Raw genomic sequence first — 19534 nt, 5'->3', positions numbered from 1 at the left:
TCGGCGGGCCGCACGGTGGGGCTGACGGAGGGGCGACCCCCAGTCGGCAGGCTGCGGTTGGCGCGTGTGGTCGAGCAGTAGCGGTCGGCCGGGATGCTCAACTCAATGTCGGCGATGTTGCGGCATTCGGGAGGCTTCGACCGCGCAACATCGGCCCACCTGAGTGGATCATGCCGGGTGGCGGCCCTCGGCGATCGCCTCGACCGCCTCCTTGGCGGTGCGCAGGTCCACCCCGGTCGCCTCCCGGTAGGCCTTGATCGCCTTGATCTTCTCGCCCCGGGCCAGGTGGTCCCGCACCCCGGGCAGGGTCGGGCCCCGGTCCACGATGCCGAGATGTTCCATGATCAGCCGCTGTCGCCGCTCGATCTCCATCAGCCGGAACGACGCGTCGCCCCGGCCGTCCCGGCGGGGGAGTTGCAACAGCAGCGCCAGCACGAGGGCAGTGCTCGACATGATGAGGGCGATCTCCATGCCGTCGATCCAACCAGATCGACGACGACCCGGACGACCTCGGCTCCGGCCGGGCCGCGCAGCCCCGTACACCCCGGCCGACCGACGGCTCAGGGTAACGATCATGTAACGGGCGCGAACCTTTCCCGCCGGGTCACCGCTCTTGCTCTCCGTCGGCCCGACCCCGGGCCGACCCGGGGGAGGCGACGGAATGAAGCTGGTGTGGAGGCGGGCCCGCGAGGCGCGCGGCCTGCTGCTCGCGGCAGCAGCCGCCGCACTGGTCGCGATCGCGCTGGTCACCGGGCTGGCCGACTACAACCGGCGGGCCGTCGACGCGGGGCAGCGGGCCCTGATCGCCGCCGCGCCCGTCGAGGAACGCAGCCTGCTGGTCAGCGGCTCCGGCGGGCGTGACCCCGCCGAGTACGCCACCCGGGACCGGGCCGTCCGGGACGGCTTCCGCACCGCCCTCGGCACCACCCCGGTCCGGGTCGCCGCCGCCCGCTACGGCACGGGACGGGAACTCACAGGCGACCTCGGCGCGACCGTCCGCACCGGAACGGACCCGGTCTTCGCCACCCTGGCCACCCTGGACGACCTGCCCCGGCACGCCGACCTGGTCGACGGCGACTGGCCGACCGCCGGGGCCGGCCCGCTCCAGGCCACCCTGCCGGAGAAGGTCGCCGGCACGCTGGGCCTGCGGGCCGGTGACCGGGTGCCGATGCGCGACCGCAGCGCCGACAGGCGTACCGAGGTGTCGGTCTCCGGCACCTGGCGGCCCCGCGACCCGGCAGATCCGTACTGGCGACTCGCCCCCGGGCTCGGCGTCACCCCGGACGCCGACGCCGCGCGCGGGCCGTTCGTGCTCGACCCGGCGGACTTCGCGGCCACCTTCCCCGGCGCGGTCTCCGCCGCCTGGGTCGTCGCGCCCGACCTGGCCGCCGTCGGGGCGGACCGGTTGCCCGCGCTGCGCCGGGCGGTCGCCACCGCCGCGACCGAGGTTCCCGAGGCGGCCGGGCTCGGCTCCTCCGCGCAGGCGGTGACCACACTCGACCGGCTGATCGACCGGATCGGCCGGGCCGACCTGGCCGGCCGTTCCGCCCTGGCCACCCCGCTGCTGCTGATCGTGGTCCTCGGCGGATACGCACTGGTGCTGATCGCCGCCCTGCTGCACGAGGACCGCCGCGCCCAGACCGCCCTGCTGCGGGCCAGAGGCGCGGCCCGCCGCCAGCTCGTCGGCCTGGCGGCCCGGGAGGCGACCCTGGTGGTCGTCCCGGCCGCCCTGCTCGGGCCGTTGCTCGCCGGTGGGGCGCTGCGTCGGCTCGCCGCCGACGGCCCGGTCGACCTGGGCGGTGCTGGCGGCGGCTGGGTCTGGGCGGCGGCCCTGGCCACCGCCGTCGGCTGCCTCACCGCCATGGTCGCGCCCACCCTGCGGGGTGCCGGCACCTACGTGGCCGACCTGGCCGCCCGGTCCCGGCCCGACCGCACCGGGACGATCAGCCGGGCCGGACTCGACCTGGCCCTGGTCGCCTTCGCCGTGCTGGCCTGGGTGCAACTGCGCCGCTACTCCTCCCCGCTGGCCGGTGCCGGCAACGACCTCGGCGTCGACCCGCTGCTGGTGGCCGCGCCGACGCTGGGAGTGCTGGCCGGTGCCGTGGTGGCGCTGCGGCTGCTCCCGCCGGCCACCCGGTTCGCCGAGCGGTTCGTCGACAGGCGACCGTGGACCGCGACCATCTTCGGGATGTGGCAGGCCGGCCGGCGTCCGCACGCCGGGCCGGTGCTGCTGCTCGCCCTCGCCGTCGGCGGCAGCACCCTGGCCTGGTCACTTGTCGCCACCGGGGAACGGTCCCAGGCGGACCAGGCCGACCACGCCGTCGGCGCGGACCTGCGGCTGGTCGAACGCACCGGAGCCGCCCCCGCCGACCGGGCCGCCGCGCTCGCCGCGCTGCCCGGGGTCGACCGGGCGCTGCCGGCCTGGCGGGACGACGTCCGGGTCGGCCGGGACGACCGGCAGGCCACCGTGCTGGGCCTGGACACCGCGCACGCCGCCGAGGTGGTCAGGTTCAGCGACCGGCTCGCCGACCGGCCCGCGCGGGAGCTGTTCCCGGCGCTGGCCGCCGCCCGGGGACCGGCCGTCGGGGTGCCCCTGCCGGCGGACGCCCGCCGACTCGCCGGCACCGTCCGCACCCCCGTCGAGCAGCCCGTCGGCCCGCACCGGATCGCCGTGTCGGTGCTGCTCACCCGGGCCGACGGGCTGGCCTACCGGCTGCCGGTGGCGAGCGCCGGCAGCGACGGGCGGGCCGTCGCGTTCACCGTCGACCTGCCGACCGGCGACGGGCTGCGGCTGGCCGGCTTCGAAGCCGACGGTGGGGACAGCGCCGGCAGCGGGTACGCGCTCCAGGTACGTGACCTGCGCACCGCAGGCCCGGACGCGCGGCCCACCACCGTCCCGCTCACCGGCCGGTGGCGGGTGGCCGCCGCCGAGCCCGCCGAGTCCGCCGAGCAGGGCAGCGCCACGGTCACCGGTGCCGGGCTGACCGCCACCCACCCGGTCGGGCTCGTCGCGGGCGGGCGGTACGCGTACCAGCCGTCGTCCCGCTTCGTGGTGGTGCCGGACGGCCCGAACCCCGCCGTACCGGCGCTGATGACCCCGGCCGTGCGGGCGGCGCTCAACGTCCGGCCCGGGGAGACCGTGGTGCTGGCGCTGTCCGGGGTCTCGCTGCCGGTGCGGCTGGTCGGGGAGGTGACCGCGCTGCCCGCCACCACCGGGGACGGGGTGCTGCTCGACCTGCCCGCCGCGACCGACTGGCTGCTCCGGAACTCCGGCACCGTCCGGGCGGTGCCCGAGTGGTGGCTGCGGGTCGATCCCGCCGCGCCTGCCGGGGCGACCCGGGCCGCCGCCGCGCTGCCCGGGGTGACCCTGCTGGACCGCCGGCAGGCCGCCGCCGTGGCCGCCGACGACCCGTACTGGCAGGGTGCCCGGACGGGGTTGCTGGCCGCCGCCCTCGGGTCGGTGCTGCTCGCCCTGGTCGGCCTGGTGGTGGACGTCTGGGCCACCGCCCGGCATCGGATCGGTGAGTTCTCGGTGCTGCACACCCTCGGCGCGTCACCCCGGCTGCTGGCCCGGGCGCTGCTCGCCGAGCAGACCTTCCTGGCCGGGATCGGCGTCGGGGTCGGCCTGCTGCTCGGCGCGGCGGTCGGGGCCACCATGGCCCCGCTTGTCGTGCTCACCCCGGCCGCCGGGCGACCGGTGCCCGAGCCGGCGTTCGCCCTGGCCTGGACCCCGATCGGGTTGACCGCGGCGGGGCTGCTGCTGGCCGCGCTGGCCGGCAGCGCGGCGATGGCCACCGGCCTGCGGCAGCGGGTCGCCGTCGCCCGGTTACGCGGCGGGGGAGACCGGTGAGGACAGCGACGACCGGACGGCTGTGCGAGGGGGAGAACCAGCGATGAGCATCGGTGCCGTGATCCGCCGGGTACGCGCCCACGGCGGGCAGTTCCTGCTGCTGGCCGCGTTGACGCTGGTGATCGCCCTGCTGGTCGGCGGGGTGCCGAGGGTGGTCAACCGGCTGGCCGGGCAGGGGCTGCGGGAACACCTCGCCGCCGCGCCGGCCGCCCGCCTCGACCTCACGTATTCGACCCGCCCCTTCGCCGGTGGCCCACCGCCGAGCAGCCGGGCGGCCGAGTTGGACGCGCTCCAGCAGCGGATGCCCGCCGACGTGCGGGCCGCCGTGGCGCACCGCTGGTACACCGCGCAGACCCCCGCCGGCCGGGTCACCGGCCCCGACCTGACCCGGGGCAACCACCTGGTGAACCTGGGTCTGCGCGCCATGCCGGGAATCGAGACGGTGGGCACCCTGGTCGACGGGCGCTGGCCGGACGGGTCGGCCGACCGGGAGACCCCGGTGCCTGTCGCCCTGCCCGCCGACCTCGCCGGCCGGTTCCAGCTGCGGGTCGGCAGCCGACTCGTGCTCGCCGCGCCCGACCCGCAGAGCCCGCCCACCCCGCTGACCGTGGTGGGGTTGTTCCGGCCGGTCGACCCGGCCGACGGCAGCTGGGACGCCCTGCCCGCGGTGCTGGAGGTGATCGAACCGGAGGGGGACGCCGAGCCGTTCGTGCTGGTCGGGGTGGTCGCCGTCGGCGCGCTGGACCGGCTGGCCGTCGAGGGCCGGCCGATGTCGTTCAGTTGGCGCTACCGGCTCGGTGTGGACGGCATCGACGTCCGACGGATCGACCGACTCGTCGCCGGGGTGCAGCGGCTGGCCAGGGCCGACAACAGCGGCACCGGCACGGAACTTACCCAGGGGGTCGACGTCCTGCTACGCGAGTTCAGCCGGGCGGTCGGCTCGGCGCGTACCCTGCTCGCCGTCATCACCGCCGGGGTGCTGGCGACACTGGCCGGGCTGGTCGTGCTGGCCGCCGCCTCGACCGCGCGTCGCCGCCGCGCCGAGTTCGTGCTGATCCGTGCCCGGGGCGGCGGCGTCACCACCGGCCTGCGACGCAGCCTCGCCGAGTCGCTGCTCGTCGTCCCGCCCGCCGCCGGACTCGGCTGGCTGCTCGGCGGTCTGCTGCCCGGTGCGCCCGGCGACACCGGGCCGCTCGCCGTCGGCGCGACAGCCCTGGTCACCCTGGCGCTGCCGGTGGCGACGCTGGCCGTACCGGCCGGGGTGCTCGGGCGGCGGGACCTGGGCCGGCTGCGGCCGTCCGCGCGGCGGGCCACCACCGAGGCCGCCCTGGTGCTGTTGGCCGGGCTCGCGGTGGTGCTGCTGCGGCGGCGGGGCCTCACCCCCGGCGAGGTCGATCCGTTGCTGGTCTCGGTCCCGGCGCTGGTCGCGGTGGCCGCCTCGGTGCTGGCGCTGCGGCTGTACCCGTGGCCGGTGCGGCTGGCCGGCCGGCTCGCCGCGCGTACCCGGGGAAGTGTGGCCTTCCTCGGCACGGCCCGCGCCGGTCGGGCGGTGGCGGCCACCCCGCTGGTCGTGGTGGTGCTCGCGGTCGCCACCGCCGCGTTCTGCGCCGTGGTCGCCACCGGCATCGAGGCCACCCGCGACGACGTCGCCACCCGGGCGGTGCCGGCGGACGCGCTGATCCGGGGGGACCGGCTCGCCCCGGACACCGGCGCGGCGCTGGAACGGTTGCCCGGGGTACTGGCGGCCACCGGGCTGGCCGACGGGCCGGCGCAGCGGCTGGCGACCGACGCCGACGGCACCGACGCCCGGCTGCGCGACACCGCCGTGCTGCTTGTCGACGGCCCCGCGCTGGTCCGCACGGCGCGGGCCGCCGGTCGGGACGTCCCGGTGCCCGGCCCGCTGCGCGACGCCCGGCCGGGTGCCGGGCCGGTGCCGGCGGTGGTCTCCCCGGCGGTCGCCGCCGACCTGGCCGCCGCCGGCCTGCGGTCCGCCTTCGTCACCGTGCAGGGCCAGCGGTACGAGTTCATGCCGACCCGGACCGTCGCCGACTTCCCGTTGGCCGGGCCGGACACCACCCGGTACGTGGTGCTGCCCTGGCAGGCGCTGCCCCGACGGGACACCCCGCCGGTGCCCACCGGTTTCCTGGTCGCCGGCGACCGGTTCGACGCCGGGGCGTTGCGTCAGGTCGGGGACGAGGGGCAGCACCGCTACCAGACCGGCGGCGCGGTGACCGGCCGGGAACGGCCCCGGGGCGTGGCGGTGCAGACCTGGACGCAGACCCGGCTGCGGCTGGGCGGCGGCGGCGCGAACGGGTTGCTGGCGTTCGGGTTCGCCGCCGGTGCGGTGGCCGGCGGGGTGTTGGCGCTGCTCGCGATCGCCTTCACCGTGCTGGCCGGGGCCCGTGCCCGGGGTGCGGTGCTGTCCCGGCTGCGCACCCTGGGCCTGTCCCGTCGGCAGTGGCGGGGACTGCTGCTTGTGGAGTTGACCCCGCTGGTCGGGGTGTCGGTGCTGACCGGCGCGCTGGTCGGGGTGCTGCTGCCGGTGCTGCTCACTCCGCTGCTCGGGCTCGCCGCGTTCACCGGCGGCACGCCGGTGCGGGTGGGCTTCGCCCCCGGTCTGGTCGCCGCCACGGTCGGCCTCGGCGCGGTCGCGCTGGGCTTCGCCATGGCGGTGGAGGCCCTGAACAACCGTCGGATGCGCCTCGGCGAGGTGCTCCGGCTCGGAGAGGAGAGCTGAGATGACCACGATCGCGGATGATCCCGTCGTACCCGACCTGGCGGACCTGCAACGTCGGGCGGCCCAGCGGGCGGCCGAACGGGCCGGTGGGCAGGATCGGCTGCGGGGGCACATCGTCTGCGACGGCCTGGTCCGGATCTTCCAGACCGAAGGCGTCGAGGTGGTCGCCCTCCAGGGGCTGGACCTGGTGATCGACCGGGGTGAGCTGGTGGCGGTCGTCGGAGCGTCCGGGTCGGGCAAGTCGACCCTGCTGAACATCCTCTCCGGGCTTGACACCCCGACCGCGGGGATCGCCCGGGTGGCCGACTACGACCTGCTGTCGCTCTCCGCCCGCCGCCGGTTGAGCTACCGGCGACGTACCGTCGGGTTCGTCTGGCAGCAGACCGGCCGGAACCTGCTGCCCTACCTGACCGCCCGGGAGAACGTGGAACTGCCGATGCGGCTGGCCGGTCGCGGCGGTGGCGGCCGGGCCCGGCGGGGCCGCGCCGACGAGTTGCTGGAACTGGTCGGGGTGGGCCACTGCGCGGACCGGCGGCCCGGCCAGCTCAGCGGCGGTGAGCAGCAGCGCTGCGCGGTGGCGGTGGCGGTGGCCAACGACCCGGAGGTGCTCTTCGCCGACGAGCCGACCGGCGAGCTGGACGAGGCGACCGGTGCGGAGGTCTTCGCGGCGCTGCGCACCATCAACGCCGAGCTGGGGGTGACGGTGGTGGTGGTCACCCACGACCACGCCGTCGCCGACCAGGTCCGCCGGACCGTCGCGATCCGCGACGGCCGCACCGCCTCGGAGGTACGCCGGACCACGCGGATCGGCGTCGACGGCAGCACCGAACTGGTCAGCGAGGAGTACGCGGTGCTGGACCGGACCGGTCGGATGCAGCTCCCGGCACCGTTCGTGGCGGCCCTGGAGCTGCGGGACCGGGTCCGCCTCGATCTCGCACCGGACCATGTGCAGGTCCGCCCCGGCGACCGGACGCCGGAGCAGAACGGGAGTGACGCATGAGCGAGCAGGTTTCCGCCGTCCGTGCCGCTGGGCCGGTCACCGACGAGGTGGTACGCGTCGAGGGGGTGAGCCGGACGTTCGGCCGGGGGCGGCACGCCGTGCACGCCGTCCGCGAGGTCTCGTTCACCGCCGGCCGGGGCGAGCTGGTCGCGCTCCGGGGCCGCTCGGGCGCCGGCAAGACCACCCTGCTCAACCTGGTCGGCGGCCTGGACCGACCGGACACCGGCCGGGTCCGGGTGGCCGGGCACGACGTCACCGCTGCCGGCGAGGCCGAGCTGCTGCGGCTGCGCCGTGGCACCGTCGGGTTCGTGTTCCAGACCTTCGGGCTGGTGCCGATCCTGTCGGCGGCGGAGAACGTCGGGGTGCCGCTGCGGCTGGCCCGGGTCCCGGCGGCGGAACGCGAACAGCGGGTGGCGGTGCTGCTGGAGCTGGTCGGTCTGGGCGGCCACGCCCGCCAGCGCCCGTACGAGTTGTCCGGTGGGCAGCAGCAGCGGGTCGCCGTGGCCCGTGCCCTGGCCAACGAACCCGACCTGCTGATCGCCGACGAGCCGACCGGTCAGCTCGACTCCGAGACCGGCCGGGCCATCATGGACCTGCTCCGCGCGGTGGTGCACGCCCGGGGGATGACCGCCCTGGTCGCCACGCACGACCCGACCCTGATCGAGGTGGCCGACCGGACGCTGGCCCTGCGCGACGGCCGCCTGGTCGACGACTGATCCCGTCCCGTCGGTGGCGGGGTGGGCTGGTCGTCGGTGGCCGGATGGGCTGGTCGTCGGTGGCCCGGCGGGGCTGGATTCAGAGGGGGAGCTTCATGCCCTCGTGGCTGGCCACGAAGCCGAGGCGCTGGTAGAAGCGGTGCGCCTCGGTGCGCGACTTGTCGGTGGTGAGCTGCATTAACCCGCAGCCCCGCCGCCGGGCCTGGTCGATCGCCCAGCTCATCATCGTCCGCCCCAGCCCCTGGCCGCGCAGGTCGGCACGGACCCGGACCGCCTCGACGAGCGCCCGCTCCGCACCGTGCCGGCCCAGCCCCGGGATGTAGGTGAGCTGGAAACAGCCGACCACCTCCCCGGCGCGCTCGGCCACCACCTGCTGGTTGCGCGGGTCGGCGGTGATGTCGGCGAAGGCCCGCTCGTACGCCTCGTCCACCCCGGTGTGCTCGCGCGCCCGGCCGAGCACGTCGTCGGCGAGCAGGGCCAGCACGGCGGGCAGGTCGGCCCGGACGGCCTCCCGCAGGATCACGTCGGTCACGGCGGCAGCCTGTCACAACGACCCGGTGGCGGGCGGAGGTGGCAGCCGGAAGGCAGCATGGTGCGGCATGGAGCCGTTGTTGTTGCCGTTCCGGTGGGTCTACCGGGGCCTGGTGTACTTTGCCAACTCGCCCCGGACGCTCATCACGTCGTACCTGTTGATGATCGTGGTGGCCGGGGTGATCTACGGCCAGGTGGAGCACCGCAGCGCCGCCGACGCCGTCTGGTGGGCGGTGGTCACCGCCTCCACCGTCGGCTACGGCGACATCTCGCCGACCAGCTGGCAGGGACGCGTCCTGGCCGCGTTGCTGATCTCCACCATGGTGCTGCTGGTCATCCCGCTGATCACCGCGCACTTCGCCAGCCGGCTCATCGTCGACGACGACGCCTTCGAGCACGTCGAGCAGGAGGAGCTGAAGAACGACGTGCGCCGGATGCGGGCCCTGCTGGAGGAGTTGGCGGCCCGTCAGGGCATCGCGTTGCCGGAGTTGCCACCCGACCCGGCCCCACCGGACCACGCGAGCCTCGTCAGGCAACGGCTGCGGGGACGCCGTAACCGCCGCTGACCCGGCCTGCCGGTCGCCGGCCGGCTCGGGCCGGACATCCGGTCGGGAGCCGGGCCGGGCCGGACACTCGGCCGGGCGCCGGTCAGCGGGCGGGGCAGCGCAGCCCCTCCCGGGGGACGGTGAGCGAGACCAGGTACGCGTCCACGGCCTGGGTGATGCAGCTCGTCTGCGGATAGGCGGTGTGCCCCTCGCCCTCCCAGGTGAGCACCCGACCGACCCCCAGCATCGCGGCCAACCGGGCGGTCTGCTCGTACGGGGTGGCCGGGTCGCCGGTGGTGCCGACCACCACGATCGGCGGTGCCCCGTCGGCCCGGCCGGTCGGGTACGGGTCCCGCCCGCCCGGCCACTCGACGCAGCCGAACATTCCCACCGCCAGGGCCGGGCCGAAGAGTGGGTACTTCTGCCGCCACTGGGACTGCAGGTCGCGGATCTGCGCGACGGTGGGCTTCTCGGTCTCGTCGGCGCAGTTGACCGCCAGGTTGGCGTCGAAGAGGTTGGAGTAGTGCCCGTCCTCGCCCCGCCCGGCGTACGCGTCGGCGAGCTTGAACACGTCGGCCGGGTTGCCGTCGTCGAGCCGGTCGATCGCGCGGGCCAACTCCTCCCAGCCCGACTCGGTGTAGAGCGAGGAGATCACCGCGTAGAAGACCCAGCCCGAGGTCGCCTCCCGCCCGGCGGCTCCGCGTACTGGGGAGACTTTCGCCTTGTCGATCGCCGAGGTCACCGCGCCCCGGGCGTCCGGGGCGATCGGGCAGCGGCCGGCGTTCGCCGCGCACCAGCGGTCGAAGTTGTCGAACGCCCGCTCGAAGCCCCGGGCCTGGCTCTCCGAACCGGCCACCAGCTGCTGCTGCGGGTCGACCGCGCCGTCGAGCACAAGCGCCCGGACCCGCTGCGGATAGAGCTGGGCGTAGGTCGCGCCGAGCAGGGTGCCGTAGGAGTAGCCGAGGTAGGTGAGCTTGTCGTCACCGACGGCGGCCCGGACCGCGTCCATGTCCCGGGCGGCCTGCTCGGTGCCGTAGAGCGGGAGCTGGTCGCCGTACCGGTCGCCGCAGTCCCGGCCGATCCGCCGGTTGAGCGCCTGGTAACCGTCGAACGACTGCTGGCTGCGCGGATCGGGGTCGTAGCCGAAGCTGGCGTCCAGGTCGGCGTCGGAGATGCACTTCACCGGGCTGGACCGGGACACCCCGCGCGGGTCGAAGCCGACGATGTCGAACCGGTCGGTGATCGTGGTGGGCAGCCCGCCGAACGACGGCCCGAACGACAGGTAGACGGCGGTGTCCACGCCGGACCCGCCCGGCCCGCCCGGGTTGATCACCAGGGAACCGATCCGATCCCGCTGCTTCGACGACCGGGCCCGCAGCAGCGCGATCTCGAAGGTCTCGCCGCTGCCCGGCCCGGCGGTCGCCCCCGTCCCGGTGCCCCAGTTGCGGGGCACCGCGATCCGGGCGCACTCGTAACGCATGCCCGGAGCGCCCCGGCCGACCAACTCGTCGGCCACCTCGGGGCAGGCCCGCCAGGTGGGGGCGTTGCCGGGTGTCGAGGCCGCCGAGTCCTCGGCACGCGGAGCGAACGCCGGCAGCGTGCATCCGGTGGCGAGCAGTGCGCCCGCGACCAACCCGGCCAGGGTGAGCCGGACCCGACGGATCCGGTGGGCAGTGCGGGTCACCAGCGAGCCTCCATGATCGTGTGGCAGCCAGGCTACGCCGGGGTGGTCGCCTCCGGCGGCACGGTGACCGCCGGATCACCCCGGAGCACCTGGTCGACGTCGAACCGCACCGGGCGGTCGAGCTGGTCGTACCGGCAGGAGCGGGGATCCCGGTCGGGCCGCCAGCGGACGAAGCGGGCGGTGTGCCGGAACCGGTCGCCCTCCATCGCGTCGTAGCCGACCTCCATCACCAGCTCGGGCCGCAGCGGCACCCAGTCGAGGTTCTTGCCGCCCGTCCAGCGGCTGACCCCGCCGGGGATGCGCTGGCCGCGCTCGTGGTCGCCGTGCACCCACGGGTGCTCGTCGCCGCCCTCCCGGTAGGGGGCCAGCTCGTCGAGCAGCTCCTGCCGGCGGGCCATGGTGAACGAGGCGCTCACCCCGACGTGGTGCAGCACCCCGGCGTCGTCGTAGAGGCCGAGCAGCAGCGAACCGACCACCGGCCCGGACTTGTGCCAGCGGAACCCGGCCACCACCACGTCGGCGGTACGGGCGTGCTTGACCTTGGTCATCAGCCGCTTGCCCGGCTGGTAGGTCAGGTCGGCCGGCTTGACGATCAGACCGTCCAGCCCGGCGCCCTCGAACACCTCGAACCAGCGCCGGGCGGTCTCGGCGTCGGTGGTGACCTGGGTGACGTGCACCGGCGGCCGGACCCCGGCCAGCGCCCGCACCAGGCGTTCCCGGCGGGCCGGGTAGGGCTGGTCGACGAGCAGCTCGTCGTCGAGGGCGAGCAGGTCGAAGGCGACGAAGTCGGCAGGGGTCGTCTCGGCGAGCATGGCGACCCGGGAGGCGGCCGGGTGGATCCGCTGGGCGAGCTGCTCGAAGTCGAGCCGGGGCTGACCGGCCGGCCCGTCGCGCCGGATCACGATCAACTCGCCGTCGACCGCGCACCGCTCGGGCAGCTGCGCCCGGACCTGCGCCACCACCTCGGGGAAGTAGCGGGTCATCGACTTGCCGCCCCGGCTGGCCAGCTCGACCTCGTCGCCGTCGCGGAACACGATGCAGCGGAAGCCGTCCCACTTGGGCTCGTATGTCAGGCCGGGGTCGGTGGGGAGGCGGGTCACGCTCTTGGCGAGCATCGGCTCGACCGGCGGGTTGATCGGCAGGTCCACGGCGACCAGTCAACCAGACGCCACCGACAGTGGTGAGGCGGATCACCGTCGGTGCCGGTCCGGCGTGTCCCGTCCGTACCCCCTCGTCCCTCGGCTGCGGACGGTGTCTGCGCAGCTCAGAGCTACCGTCGCCGGGTGGAGTGGCGGTGTGGTTGCTGCGGGCGCTGGCGGGTCAGCGTCGAGCTGGTCCGGGGCCGGCAACGGTACCGGCTGGTGCACCGCTACCCGGCCCGCTTCGGCGGCGGCAAGAACGTGCTCGGCGAGGCGGGCACGGTCGCCGAGCTGGTGGAGCTGCTCCGCCGGCACACCCCGCTCGACCTGGCCGACCTGCGCGAATCCGCCTGAACCCCGCCCACCCCCGCCCCGGCGGGGCCGCGGGGGCGCCCGCACCGCCGGTGCGCGCGGATGCCGGGGCGGGGTGCCGCGACGGCGCGCGTCGCCGTCGGGACGACGACCGGAGGGTGGACCGGTCACGATCGCTGCGGCAGCCTCGTCGTGACCGGGACGGGTGCGGCGGGTGCCCGGCGGAACCACGGAGGCGGTATGCGGTTCGAGACGACGACCGAGATCGACGCGGACATCGACACGGTCTGGGCGGTGCAGACCGACGTCGAACGCTGGCCGGAGTGGACCGCCTCGGTCCGCAGCGCCCGCCGGGGTGAGGCCGGGCCGCTGGTGCTCGGCGCGACCGCCCGGCTGGAGCAGCCCCGGCTGCGTCCGACGTACTGGCGGGTCACCGAGTTCGACCCGCCCCGCTGCTTCGTCTGGGAGTCCACCACCCCCGGGGTACGCAGCCGGGGTGAGCACCGGATCGTGCCGTTGCCCGACGGTCGGGTCCGGGTGGAGTTGGTGCTGGTGCTGACCGGCCCGCTCGCCCGGCCGACCGGCTGGCTCGGTGGTCGGCTGGTGCGCCGCTACCTGCGGCTGGAGGCCGACGGGCTCCGCCGGCGCTGCGCGCCCGCCTGAGCCACCGGTCAACAGAGCTGACGGTGGGCGCGGCCGGCGGGCAGCACGTCCGGCCGATGCGGCGGTCGGCGGGGTCGCCGGTCGAGGCCGTCGGTCCTAGGCTGGGAGTGGACCCAGGGAGGTGGGATGTCCGAGTTGACGTACCCCGAGGTGGGGGCGACCCGACGCGGGCCGCTGCCGGCGGGCTACCACCACCTGCGGCACACCTTCCGGCTGCCGCCCGGCAGGTTCCTGGTCGCCGCCGAGGCCGTGTTGAGCTGGCGGCTGCACCGGGCAGCCGGGGTGCGGATACGCACCGACGCGCTGCGCGCCGCGCCCGGCGTGCGGGTCACCCCCGGGCTCGGGGTGGGTCCGCTGCGGGTGTGGGGGCCGTGCGAGGTGGTCTGGGTGGTCGAGAGCGACCGGGAGGCCGGCTTCGGCTACGGCACCCTGCCCGGCCATCCGGAACGCGGCGAGGAGGCGTTCCTGGTCCGCTGTGACGCCGAGGGCGGGGTCAGCTTCGAGGTGACCGCGTTCAGCCGGCCGGACCGCTGGTTCATGACCGCCGCCGGGCCCGCCGGTCGTGCCGTCCAGCACGGGTACGCCCGCTGGCTGGCCCACACCCTCCGTCGGCTCTGCCGGTAGGCGTCCACCCGATTCAGAAGCGGGCGAAGGAGCGGATCGGCATCCGGGGGCCGAACCGGGGCGCCTGGATGCCGGCGGCGGCCAGCAGCAGGCAGACCCGCCCCCGGTGCCCCCGGAACGGGGCGAGCAGGTCGAGCATCCTGGCGTCGTCGCCGCGCGCCTCACCGGCGAGCGCCCAGGCCACAGTGTTCGGCAGGTGGTAGTCGCCGACGCTCACCGCGTCCGGGTCGCCGTACCCGATCCGGACCACCTCGGCGGCGGTCCACGGGCCGATGCCGGGGATCGCGGTGAGCCGCCGGGTCGCCTCGGCGCTGTCGGCGCAGCGTTCCAGCCGGTCGGCCAGCGCGGCGGCCCGGCGTAGCGTGTCGGCCCGGCGCTGCTCCACCCCGAACCGGTGGAACACCCAGTACGGCGTCGCCGCCACGGTGGCCGCGTCGGGCGGTAGCAGCAGCGGCTGGAACGGCCCGGGGGCGGGCTCGGCGAAGTGCCGCACGGTCGCCGCGTACGCCCGGTACGCCTCCTTGCCGGTCACCTTCTGTTCGAAGACGGCCCGGAGCACCCGGGGGAAGAGCTGCCCGGTGGCGGGCATCCGCAGTCCCCGGTGCCGGGCGGCCAGCTCGGCCACCAGCGGATGCGCGGCAGCCAACTCGGCGAACCCGGTCAGGTCGTCGCGCAGGCCGGCGATCGCGTCGGCCTGCGCGACGACCCGGTCGGCGCCCGGCCCGTGGCCCTCGGCGATCAGGTCGCCGCTCTCGGGGCGCAGGGTGAGGGTGGCCGGTCCGGCGGGGGTGCGGGTGGCCCACCAGAAGGTGCCGGCGGCGATCCGCGCACACGGGTCGTACGGGCTGAAGGTGAGCGCCCGGACCGAGGCGCTGAGCCGGTAGTCGGCCGACGGTCGCAGCACCCGGCGTGCCGCCGGCTCGTCCCAGGTCACCCCGCCACTCTGCCATGCTTCCCGGCGGGATCCCCGCCCGGCCGGCGTGCGCCCTGCCCGGTCGGTCTGGGTGCCGCCCCGGAAGCGGCGACGGGCGCAGAACCCGGGTGGAAATGGACGACACCGCCGACGCTCTTACACGTCGGCGGTGTCTCCATCCCGGAGCGGACCGGCCGCCCGAGCGGCCGTGGGTGCGGGGTTGGGGGGACCTTCGGTACCGCGCCTGCTGGCGTGTGGCGCGGCACCGCCCTCGTCCGCTCCGGGGGTTGGTGGGGGAGGGTCCGGCGGGTGGTACCGCGACGCCGGCCCGGTGGGGGGCCGGCGTCGCGACCGGGACCGTACGACGCTGCCGGTACGTCGACGGTCCGCAACCGTGACGGTGGCCGGCCGCGCCCTCCCCGGCTGCGACCGGCCACCGTGTCCCGGCTGACGCTTGGATCAGTAGGTGTAGTCCCCGCCGCCGCTGCTCGAACCGCCCGAGTCACCGGCCGCCGGCGGGGCGACCGCCTTCGGGGTGCCGGTCGGCAGGCAGGTCAGGTTCTTCTTGCCGTTCGGGTCCACCACGAACCAGGTGCCACCGACGCCCTGGCCCTTCCACTGGCCGGCCTTCTTGTCGCCGATGTAGCGGTAGACAGGCCAACCACCGATGGTGATCTGGCGGGTGCCGTCCTGTCGGGTGACGGTGCCGACCTTGTCGTCGGAGACGCCCTGCAACTGCGGGTTGCCGTCGGTCAGCGCGGGCGGCCAGACCTGCGCGCACTTGTCGACGCAGTTCGACGACGGCGGGTCGTCGGAGTCCTTGTCGAAGCGGTAGAGGATGAATCCCTCCTGGTCCACCACCACGTTGCCCATCCGGGCGATCTTCTTGCCGACGAGCTGGTCGGTCAACTGGACGTTTGCCGGCGGCGGCGCCTGGTCGGCGGCGGGCGCGCCGGAGGCGCCTGGCGCACCGGGAGACGCCGAGGCCTCCGGCTCGACCGCCGCGGTGGGCTCGGCCGCGGCGACGGCGACCGGCTCGGCGGCGCTGGAGTTCGCTCCGTCGTAACCTGCGGGGGCGCAGGCCGTAAGTGCGACCACCGCGCTCGCGACGATGACGGTCGTCCGCTTGATCTTTGCCACGTGCCCTCCTCATTCTTGGCAGTTCACCGAGTAGTACGGAGCGTCCACTGTCAAGGTTGAACGATCGACAGTGGGGCATTTCACATATGGATCGTTGAACTGTTCCGGTCCGCCCTACGTGTGCGCCAGCAGAGGCACACTCCGAGCCGGAAAAGCCGAAACGGCGTCGGCCCGGGTCCGGGCCGACGCCGTTTCGGCGGTTGTTGTCTCAGGGGACGACGGTGACCAGCGGGCTCGCCACCCCGCTGGCGTCCACCGACTGCACCTGCAACTTCGCGATCTCACCCCGGGGCGCCGAGGTGGACGCCTCCAACTGGAGATCCTGCGGGTTGGCGGTGGTGCCGTAACCGGTCCCCGGCACCGACCAGGTCGAGATCACCTCGGTGGTGTCGTTCTTGCGGATCACCACCAGCCGGCAGGTGCGCGGGCCGGGCAGCCGGGTCAGGTTGAACCCGATCCAGGTGCCGTACTCCTTGCTGTCCAGCCACATGGTGGCCTTCACCCCGGTGCTGCCGTCGGTGGCGTCGAACTGGTCGCCCTCGATCTCGGTGCCGCCCACCGCCGGCCCCGACCGGGTCGGTTGCGGGCTCGCCGGCCCGTCCACCTGCGCGGTCCGGCTCGGCTCGGCGATCACCGGGCCGTCGCCGCCCGTACCGCCGAAGGTGGCCACCCCGATGCCGCTGAGCGCGCCGACCGCCACCACCGCGGCGGCCATCGACAGCACCTGCCGGAACCGCGCCTTGCGCCGGTGGGTCCGGACCGCGACCAGGGTACGGTCCAACAGCGCCGGATCCGTCGCGGTCTGCTCCATCGCCATCATCGTCTCGCCGTCGATGTCCGAGAGCAGCCCCACCACCGGGACCATCGTCTCCAACTCGGCGGCACAGGCCCAGCAGGTCGCGAGGTGCTCCTCGAACCGTTCGGTGTCCTGCACGTCCAGGACGCCGAGCGCGTACGCGGCGACATCCATGTGGTCGGCCCGGCTCATTCCGTCACCCCCCTCTCCTGTAGGGCTGTGCGCAGCGCGCGCAGCGCGTAGTAGACCCGCGACTTGGCGGTGCCCAGCGGCAGGCCCAGCTCCTCGGCCGCCTCCGGCACCGTCCGGCCGCGGAAGTACGTCGCCACCAGGATCTCCCGGTGCGACTGGCTCAACGTCCGCAGGGCGTCCGCCACCGTCATCGTGCGCAGCACCCGGTCGGTGCTGTCCGCCTCGGCGAACGCCGTCAGATCCCGGTCGTACGTCTCCGGCGGGCGGGCCTGCTCGCTGCGGTGCTCGTCGATGGCGATCCGCCGGGCCACCGTGACCAGCCAGGGCCGCAACGAGCCCTGACCCTGCACGCCCAGCCGGTGCGCGTTGCGCCAGGCCCGCAGCAGCGTCTCCTGGACGATGTCCTCGGCGCGCTGCCGGTCACCACCGGTCAACCGCATCACGAACATCAGCAGCGGACCGGCGTGCTCGGCGTAGAGCAGCCGGACCAGCTGGTCGGAGTGGCTCGCCTCCGGCGTCGCCGCCGGGGCCTGGTGCCGCCCGGGTGCCGATCGCGGAGTCACCGGGCCATTCTGGCGATCGGCGGGACCGGCGTCGACCCCTCGGCTTGACCTCGAGGCACGGGACTGCGGCTGGGCCCGGGCGAACATCCACCCTGGCCTGGCCAGTTCACCGTGCAAGCCGGCCGCGACCGCACTCATCCAGACCTCCTGCTGTCCACCGACATCAGCGGGCCCACGGGGAGGGCGCCGACCGGTGATACGGACGGCTCCTCGCTGCGGATCAACGGCGGACCGAAAAAATTCCGGGCGGGGGCGGAATCGAGTCCGTGGCGTCCGCGTCGGTGACCACCGCGGCACCGGCCGCGAACCGGTCCAACTCGTCGCCGGCCAGCACCCGACCCGGGAACCAGTCCCCGGCCGCGCGCCGGGTCAGCTCCGGCACCGGCGGCTCGACCCGCCCCGCCACCAGCACCAGATTGCCGTGCCGCCGCCCGCGCAGCACGGCCGCGTCGCCGACCAGGGCGGCCCGGGGCAGCACCGACCGGACCGTGGCCACCTGGGCGCGGGTGTGTCGCAACGGCGGACCGTCGGCCAGGTTGGCCAGGTACCAGCCGCCGGGGGCGAGCACCCGGGCCACCTGCCCGGCGTACTCCGCGCTGGTCAGGTGGGCCGGGGTACGCGCACCGGCGAAGACGTCGGCCACCACCACGTCGTACGACGCGTCGCGGCTGGACTCCAGGGTGGCCCGGGCGTCGGCGACCCGTACCTTCAGCCGGGGGTCGGCAGGCCAGGGCAGCTCCCGACGGACCAGCTCGACAAGTGCGCCGTCCACCTCGGCCACCCGCTGCGTCGACCCCGGCCGGGTGGCCTGGACGTACCGGGGCAGGGTCAGCGCGCCGCCGCCCAGGTGCAACACCCTCAGCGCGGTGCCCGGCGGGGCGATCAGGTCCAGCGCCGCACCGAGTCGCCGGACGTACTCGAACTCCAGGTGCGTCGGTTCGGCCAGGTCCACGTGCGACTGCGGGGCGTCGTCGAGCAGCAGCGTCCACGAGCGCGGTCGGTCGGGATCCGGCACCAGTTCGGCCCTTCCCGTGTCGACCGGCACGACGATCCGGTCGTCGCCCCGACGGCGGCCCATCAGCGGCACCCCTTGTGACCGAGGCCCGTCCGGCACCCCGCACGATCGTGGCCCATCAGCGGCCTGCCCCGCTGCTCCGGGTGGCCATGGTCAGCGCCCGGTGCAGCAGCCGTGCGTCGCCCAGCAACCCGCGCAGCCGCCGTTCCAGCCCGGCGATCGGCACCAGGTTCTGCGGTGCGCGCGGGTCCTTGTACGGCGAGGAGGCGAACCGGGGCAGGGTGACCAGCGACAGGTCGGCCAACGCGATCGCGTCCTGCGGTGCGAGGTCGGGTGAGCACTCCAACCGGACGATGCCGGCCCACGGCGAACCCACCGTCACCGGCAGCCGTAGATACCACGACCAGCCACCCCAGGCGGTACCGAGCCGGAACACCGGGGACCGCTGCCCGGAGCCCAGCCCGGTGACCACGGCGGTGAGCCGGGCGTCGAGGTACTGGCTGTGCTGGGTCTTGATGTAACCCAGGGTGCGTGGCAACTGCCGGCGGGCGCGCAGCGGACCGTCCACCACCAGCAGGTCCCCGTCGGTGCGTACGGCGTCGGAGACGGCCACCTCCAAGGCGGTCAACGGGGCCTGCACGGCCGCCGGCAGCTTGCTCAGCTCCCCGGTCCCGCCGACCCGGTGCACCGGGTAGCGCACCTGCCCGCAGGTCACCTCCTGCGCCGACGGGCTGGCGGTGAACAGACCCCGCCCCACCCGGGCCCCGGCCAGCTCCGCCGCGCCGCGCTCCAGGTCACAGCGGACCACCCCGGCCGCGTACGAGGCGGCGATCCCCGGGTACGAGGCACCGTCCTCCTCGGCCGTCCACACGCTGGCGTCGATCCGACGTACCCCGTCGACGAGCAGCACCACGGCCGGGGCGGCCACCCCGAGACGGGGGCCGATCGCCCGCCAGTCCACCGCCGGTAGCTCCACGTCGGCGTCGACCTGGGCGCTGCTCGGCGTGGCCGGTCCGCCCGGGGTCGCCTCGAAAGACGCCCCGTAGGACGGATCCCAGGCGTCCACGAAGAGCTGCGGCCCGGTCACGTCACCGCCCCCCGCCCCGGCTTCGCG

General features: G+C 75.3%; 18 protein-coding genes. 8 read left to right on the top strand and 10 right to left on the bottom strand.

Annotation, left to right across the window (positions count from 1 at the left end):
* Positions 1 to 168: 168 nt before the first annotated feature.
* Positions 169 to 471, bottom strand: a complete 303-nt coding sequence (locus OHQ87_RS16185) for a hypothetical protein (protein WP_328338710.1) — start codon at positions 469 to 471, stop codon at positions 169 to 171.
* Between the two features lie 190 nt (positions 472 to 661).
* On the opposite strand from OHQ87_RS16185, the gene OHQ87_RS16180 reads away from it, so the two are divergent.
* From OHQ87_RS16180 to OHQ87_RS16165, 4 genes are read left to right on the top strand one after another with little or no spacing between them, the layout of a single operon-like run.
* A complete protein-coding gene (locus OHQ87_RS16180; protein ID WP_328338708.1) occupies positions 662 to 3850 on the top strand; it encodes an FtsX-like permease family protein in 3189 nt (1062 codons plus the stop codon).
* Positions 3851 to 3893: 43 nt separating this feature from the next.
* Positions 3894 to 6587, top strand: coding sequence for an FtsX-like permease family protein (locus OHQ87_RS16175; protein ID WP_328338706.1), 2694 nt, complete (start codon positions 3894 to 3896; stop codon positions 6585 to 6587).
* 1 nt (position 6588) lies between these two features.
* The gene (locus tag OHQ87_RS16170; protein ID WP_328338704.1) at positions 6589 to 7587 is read left to right on the top strand and encodes an ABC transporter ATP-binding protein; all 999 of its coding nucleotides are present in this window, start codon (positions 6589 to 6591) and stop codon (positions 7585 to 7587) included.
* Positions 7584 to 8303 (top strand): ABC transporter ATP-binding protein, encoded by a 720-nt coding sequence (locus OHQ87_RS16165; RefSeq protein ID WP_328338702.1) that lies wholly within the window; start codon positions 7584 to 7586, stop codon positions 8301 to 8303. Before OHQ87_RS16170 ends, OHQ87_RS16165 begins: the two co-directional genes overlap by 4 nt.
* A gap of 79 nt (positions 8304 to 8382) precedes the next feature.
* On the opposite strand, the gene OHQ87_RS16160 is transcribed toward OHQ87_RS16165, so the two are convergent.
* Positions 8383 to 8835: a GNAT family N-acetyltransferase gene (locus OHQ87_RS16160; RefSeq protein ID WP_328338700.1), complete on the bottom strand. Its 453-nt coding sequence runs from the start codon at positions 8833 to 8835 to the stop codon at positions 8383 to 8385.
* 67 nt (positions 8836 to 8902) lie between these two features.
* Between OHQ87_RS16160 and OHQ87_RS16155 the strand changes: the two genes are divergently transcribed.
* Positions 8903 to 9400: a potassium channel family protein gene (locus OHQ87_RS16155; RefSeq protein WP_328338699.1), complete on the top strand. Its 498-nt coding sequence runs from the start codon at positions 8903 to 8905 to the stop codon at positions 9398 to 9400.
* Positions 9401 to 9482: 82 nt separating this feature from the next.
* Here OHQ87_RS16155 and OHQ87_RS16150 read toward each other — a convergent pair whose 3' ends face one another.
* Together OHQ87_RS16150 and OHQ87_RS16145 are read right to left on the bottom strand one after the other, a co-directional pair.
* A complete protein-coding gene (locus OHQ87_RS16150) occupies positions 9483 to 11066 on the bottom strand; it encodes an alpha/beta hydrolase (RefSeq protein ID WP_442930834.1) in 1584 nt (527 codons plus the stop codon).
* A 29-nt stretch (positions 11067 to 11095) separates the two neighbouring features.
* The gene (locus OHQ87_RS16145; RefSeq protein WP_328338697.1) at positions 11096 to 12211 is read right to left on the bottom strand and encodes an ATP-dependent DNA ligase; all 1116 of its coding nucleotides are present in this window, start codon (positions 12209 to 12211) and stop codon (positions 11096 to 11098) included.
* Between the two features lie 135 nt (positions 12212 to 12346).
* Between OHQ87_RS16145 and OHQ87_RS16140 the strand changes: the two genes are divergently transcribed.
* From OHQ87_RS16140 to OHQ87_RS16130, 3 genes are all read left to right on the top strand, one after another.
* Positions 12347 to 12556 (top strand): hypothetical protein, encoded by a 210-nt coding sequence (locus tag OHQ87_RS16140; protein WP_328338694.1) that lies wholly within the window; start codon positions 12347 to 12349, stop codon positions 12554 to 12556.
* A gap of 198 nt (positions 12557 to 12754) precedes the next feature.
* On the top strand, positions 12755 to 13177 hold the full coding sequence (locus OHQ87_RS16135) for an SRPBCC family protein (RefSeq protein ID WP_328338692.1): 423 nt from the start codon (positions 12755 to 12757) through the stop codon (positions 13175 to 13177).
* 126 nt (positions 13178 to 13303) lie between these two features.
* Positions 13304 to 13801, top strand: a complete 498-nt coding sequence (locus OHQ87_RS16130) for a DUF1990 family protein (protein WP_328338691.1) — start codon at positions 13304 to 13306, stop codon at positions 13799 to 13801.
* A 13-nt stretch (positions 13802 to 13814) separates the two neighbouring features.
* Here the strand turns inward: OHQ87_RS16130 and OHQ87_RS16125 are convergent, their stop codons facing one another.
* The 6 genes from OHQ87_RS16125 to OHQ87_RS16100 form a co-directional block, all read right to left on the bottom strand.
* Positions 13815 to 14735, bottom strand: a complete 921-nt coding sequence (locus OHQ87_RS16125; RefSeq protein ID WP_328338689.1) for a DNA-3-methyladenine glycosylase family protein — start codon at positions 14733 to 14735, stop codon at positions 13815 to 13817.
* A gap of 438 nt (positions 14736 to 15173) precedes the next feature.
* Positions 15174 to 15854 carry a COG4315 family predicted lipoprotein gene (locus OHQ87_RS16120; protein WP_328338688.1) on the bottom strand — a complete coding sequence of 227 codons (681 nt, stop codon included), beginning with the start codon at positions 15852 to 15854 and terminating at the stop codon, positions 15174 to 15176.
* 208 nt (positions 15855 to 16062) lie between these two features.
* Positions 16063 to 16842, bottom strand: coding sequence for an anti-sigma factor family protein (locus OHQ87_RS16115; protein ID WP_328338687.1), 780 nt, complete (start codon positions 16840 to 16842; stop codon positions 16063 to 16065).
* Complete coding sequence (locus OHQ87_RS16110) at positions 16839 to 17543, bottom strand: sigma-70 family RNA polymerase sigma factor (protein ID WP_328338685.1); 705 nt, start codon at positions 17541 to 17543, stop codon at positions 16839 to 16841. The genes OHQ87_RS16115 and OHQ87_RS16110 overlap by 4 nt, the downstream gene beginning before the upstream one ends.
* A gap of 82 nt (positions 17544 to 17625) precedes the next feature.
* Positions 17626 to 18483, bottom strand: a complete 858-nt coding sequence (locus OHQ87_RS16105) for a spermidine synthase (protein ID WP_328338683.1) — start codon at positions 18481 to 18483, stop codon at positions 17626 to 17628.
* Positions 18484 to 18538: 55 nt separating this feature from the next.
* Positions 18539 to 19507 (bottom strand): hypothetical protein, encoded by a 969-nt coding sequence (locus OHQ87_RS16100; protein WP_328338681.1) that lies wholly within the window; start codon positions 19505 to 19507, stop codon positions 18539 to 18541.
* Positions 19508 to 19534: the final 27 nt, after the last annotated feature.

Source organism: Micromonospora sp. NBC_00421 (genome assembly GCF_036017915.1).
Taxonomy (GTDB): domain Bacteria; phylum Actinomycetota; class Actinomycetes; order Mycobacteriales; family Micromonosporaceae; genus Micromonospora.
Note: the sequence above shows the minus strand (reverse complement) of the source record. Positions and strands in the feature narration are given on the sequence as shown.

Coding starts and splice junctions, on each gene's coding strand:
- OHQ87_RS16185 (WP_328338710.1), bottom strand. CDS start 471: ATGGAGATCGCCCTCATCATGTCGAGCACTGCCCTCGTGCTGGCGCTG.
- OHQ87_RS16180 (WP_328338708.1), top strand. CDS start 662: ATGAAGCTGGTGTGGAGGCGGGCCCGCGAGGCGCGCGGCCTGCTGCTC.
- OHQ87_RS16175 (WP_328338706.1), top strand. CDS start 3,894: ATGAGCATCGGTGCCGTGATCCGCCGGGTACGCGCCCACGGCGGGCAG.
- OHQ87_RS16170 (WP_328338704.1), top strand. CDS start 6,589: ATGACCACGATCGCGGATGATCCCGTCGTACCCGACCTGGCGGACCTG.
- OHQ87_RS16165 (WP_328338702.1), top strand. CDS start 7,584: ATGAGCGAGCAGGTTTCCGCCGTCCGTGCCGCTGGGCCGGTCACCGAC.
- OHQ87_RS16155 (WP_328338699.1), top strand. CDS start 8,903: ATGGAGCCGTTGTTGTTGCCGTTCCGGTGGGTCTACCGGGGCCTGGTG.
- OHQ87_RS16135 (WP_328338692.1), top strand. CDS start 12,755: ATGCGGTTCGAGACGACGACCGAGATCGACGCGGACATCGACACGGTC.
- OHQ87_RS16130 (WP_328338691.1), top strand. CDS start 13,304: ATGTCCGAGTTGACGTACCCCGAGGTGGGGGCGACCCGACGCGGGCCG.
- OHQ87_RS16115 (WP_328338687.1), bottom strand. CDS start 16,842: ATGAGCCGGGCCGACCACATGGATGTCGCCGCGTACGCGCTCGGCGTC.
- OHQ87_RS16110 (WP_328338685.1), bottom strand. CDS start 17,543: ATGAGTGCGGTCGCGGCCGGCTTGCACGGTGAACTGGCCAGGCCAGGG.
- OHQ87_RS16105 (WP_328338683.1), bottom strand. CDS start 18,483: ATGGGCCGCCGTCGGGGCGACGACCGGATCGTCGTGCCGGTCGACACG.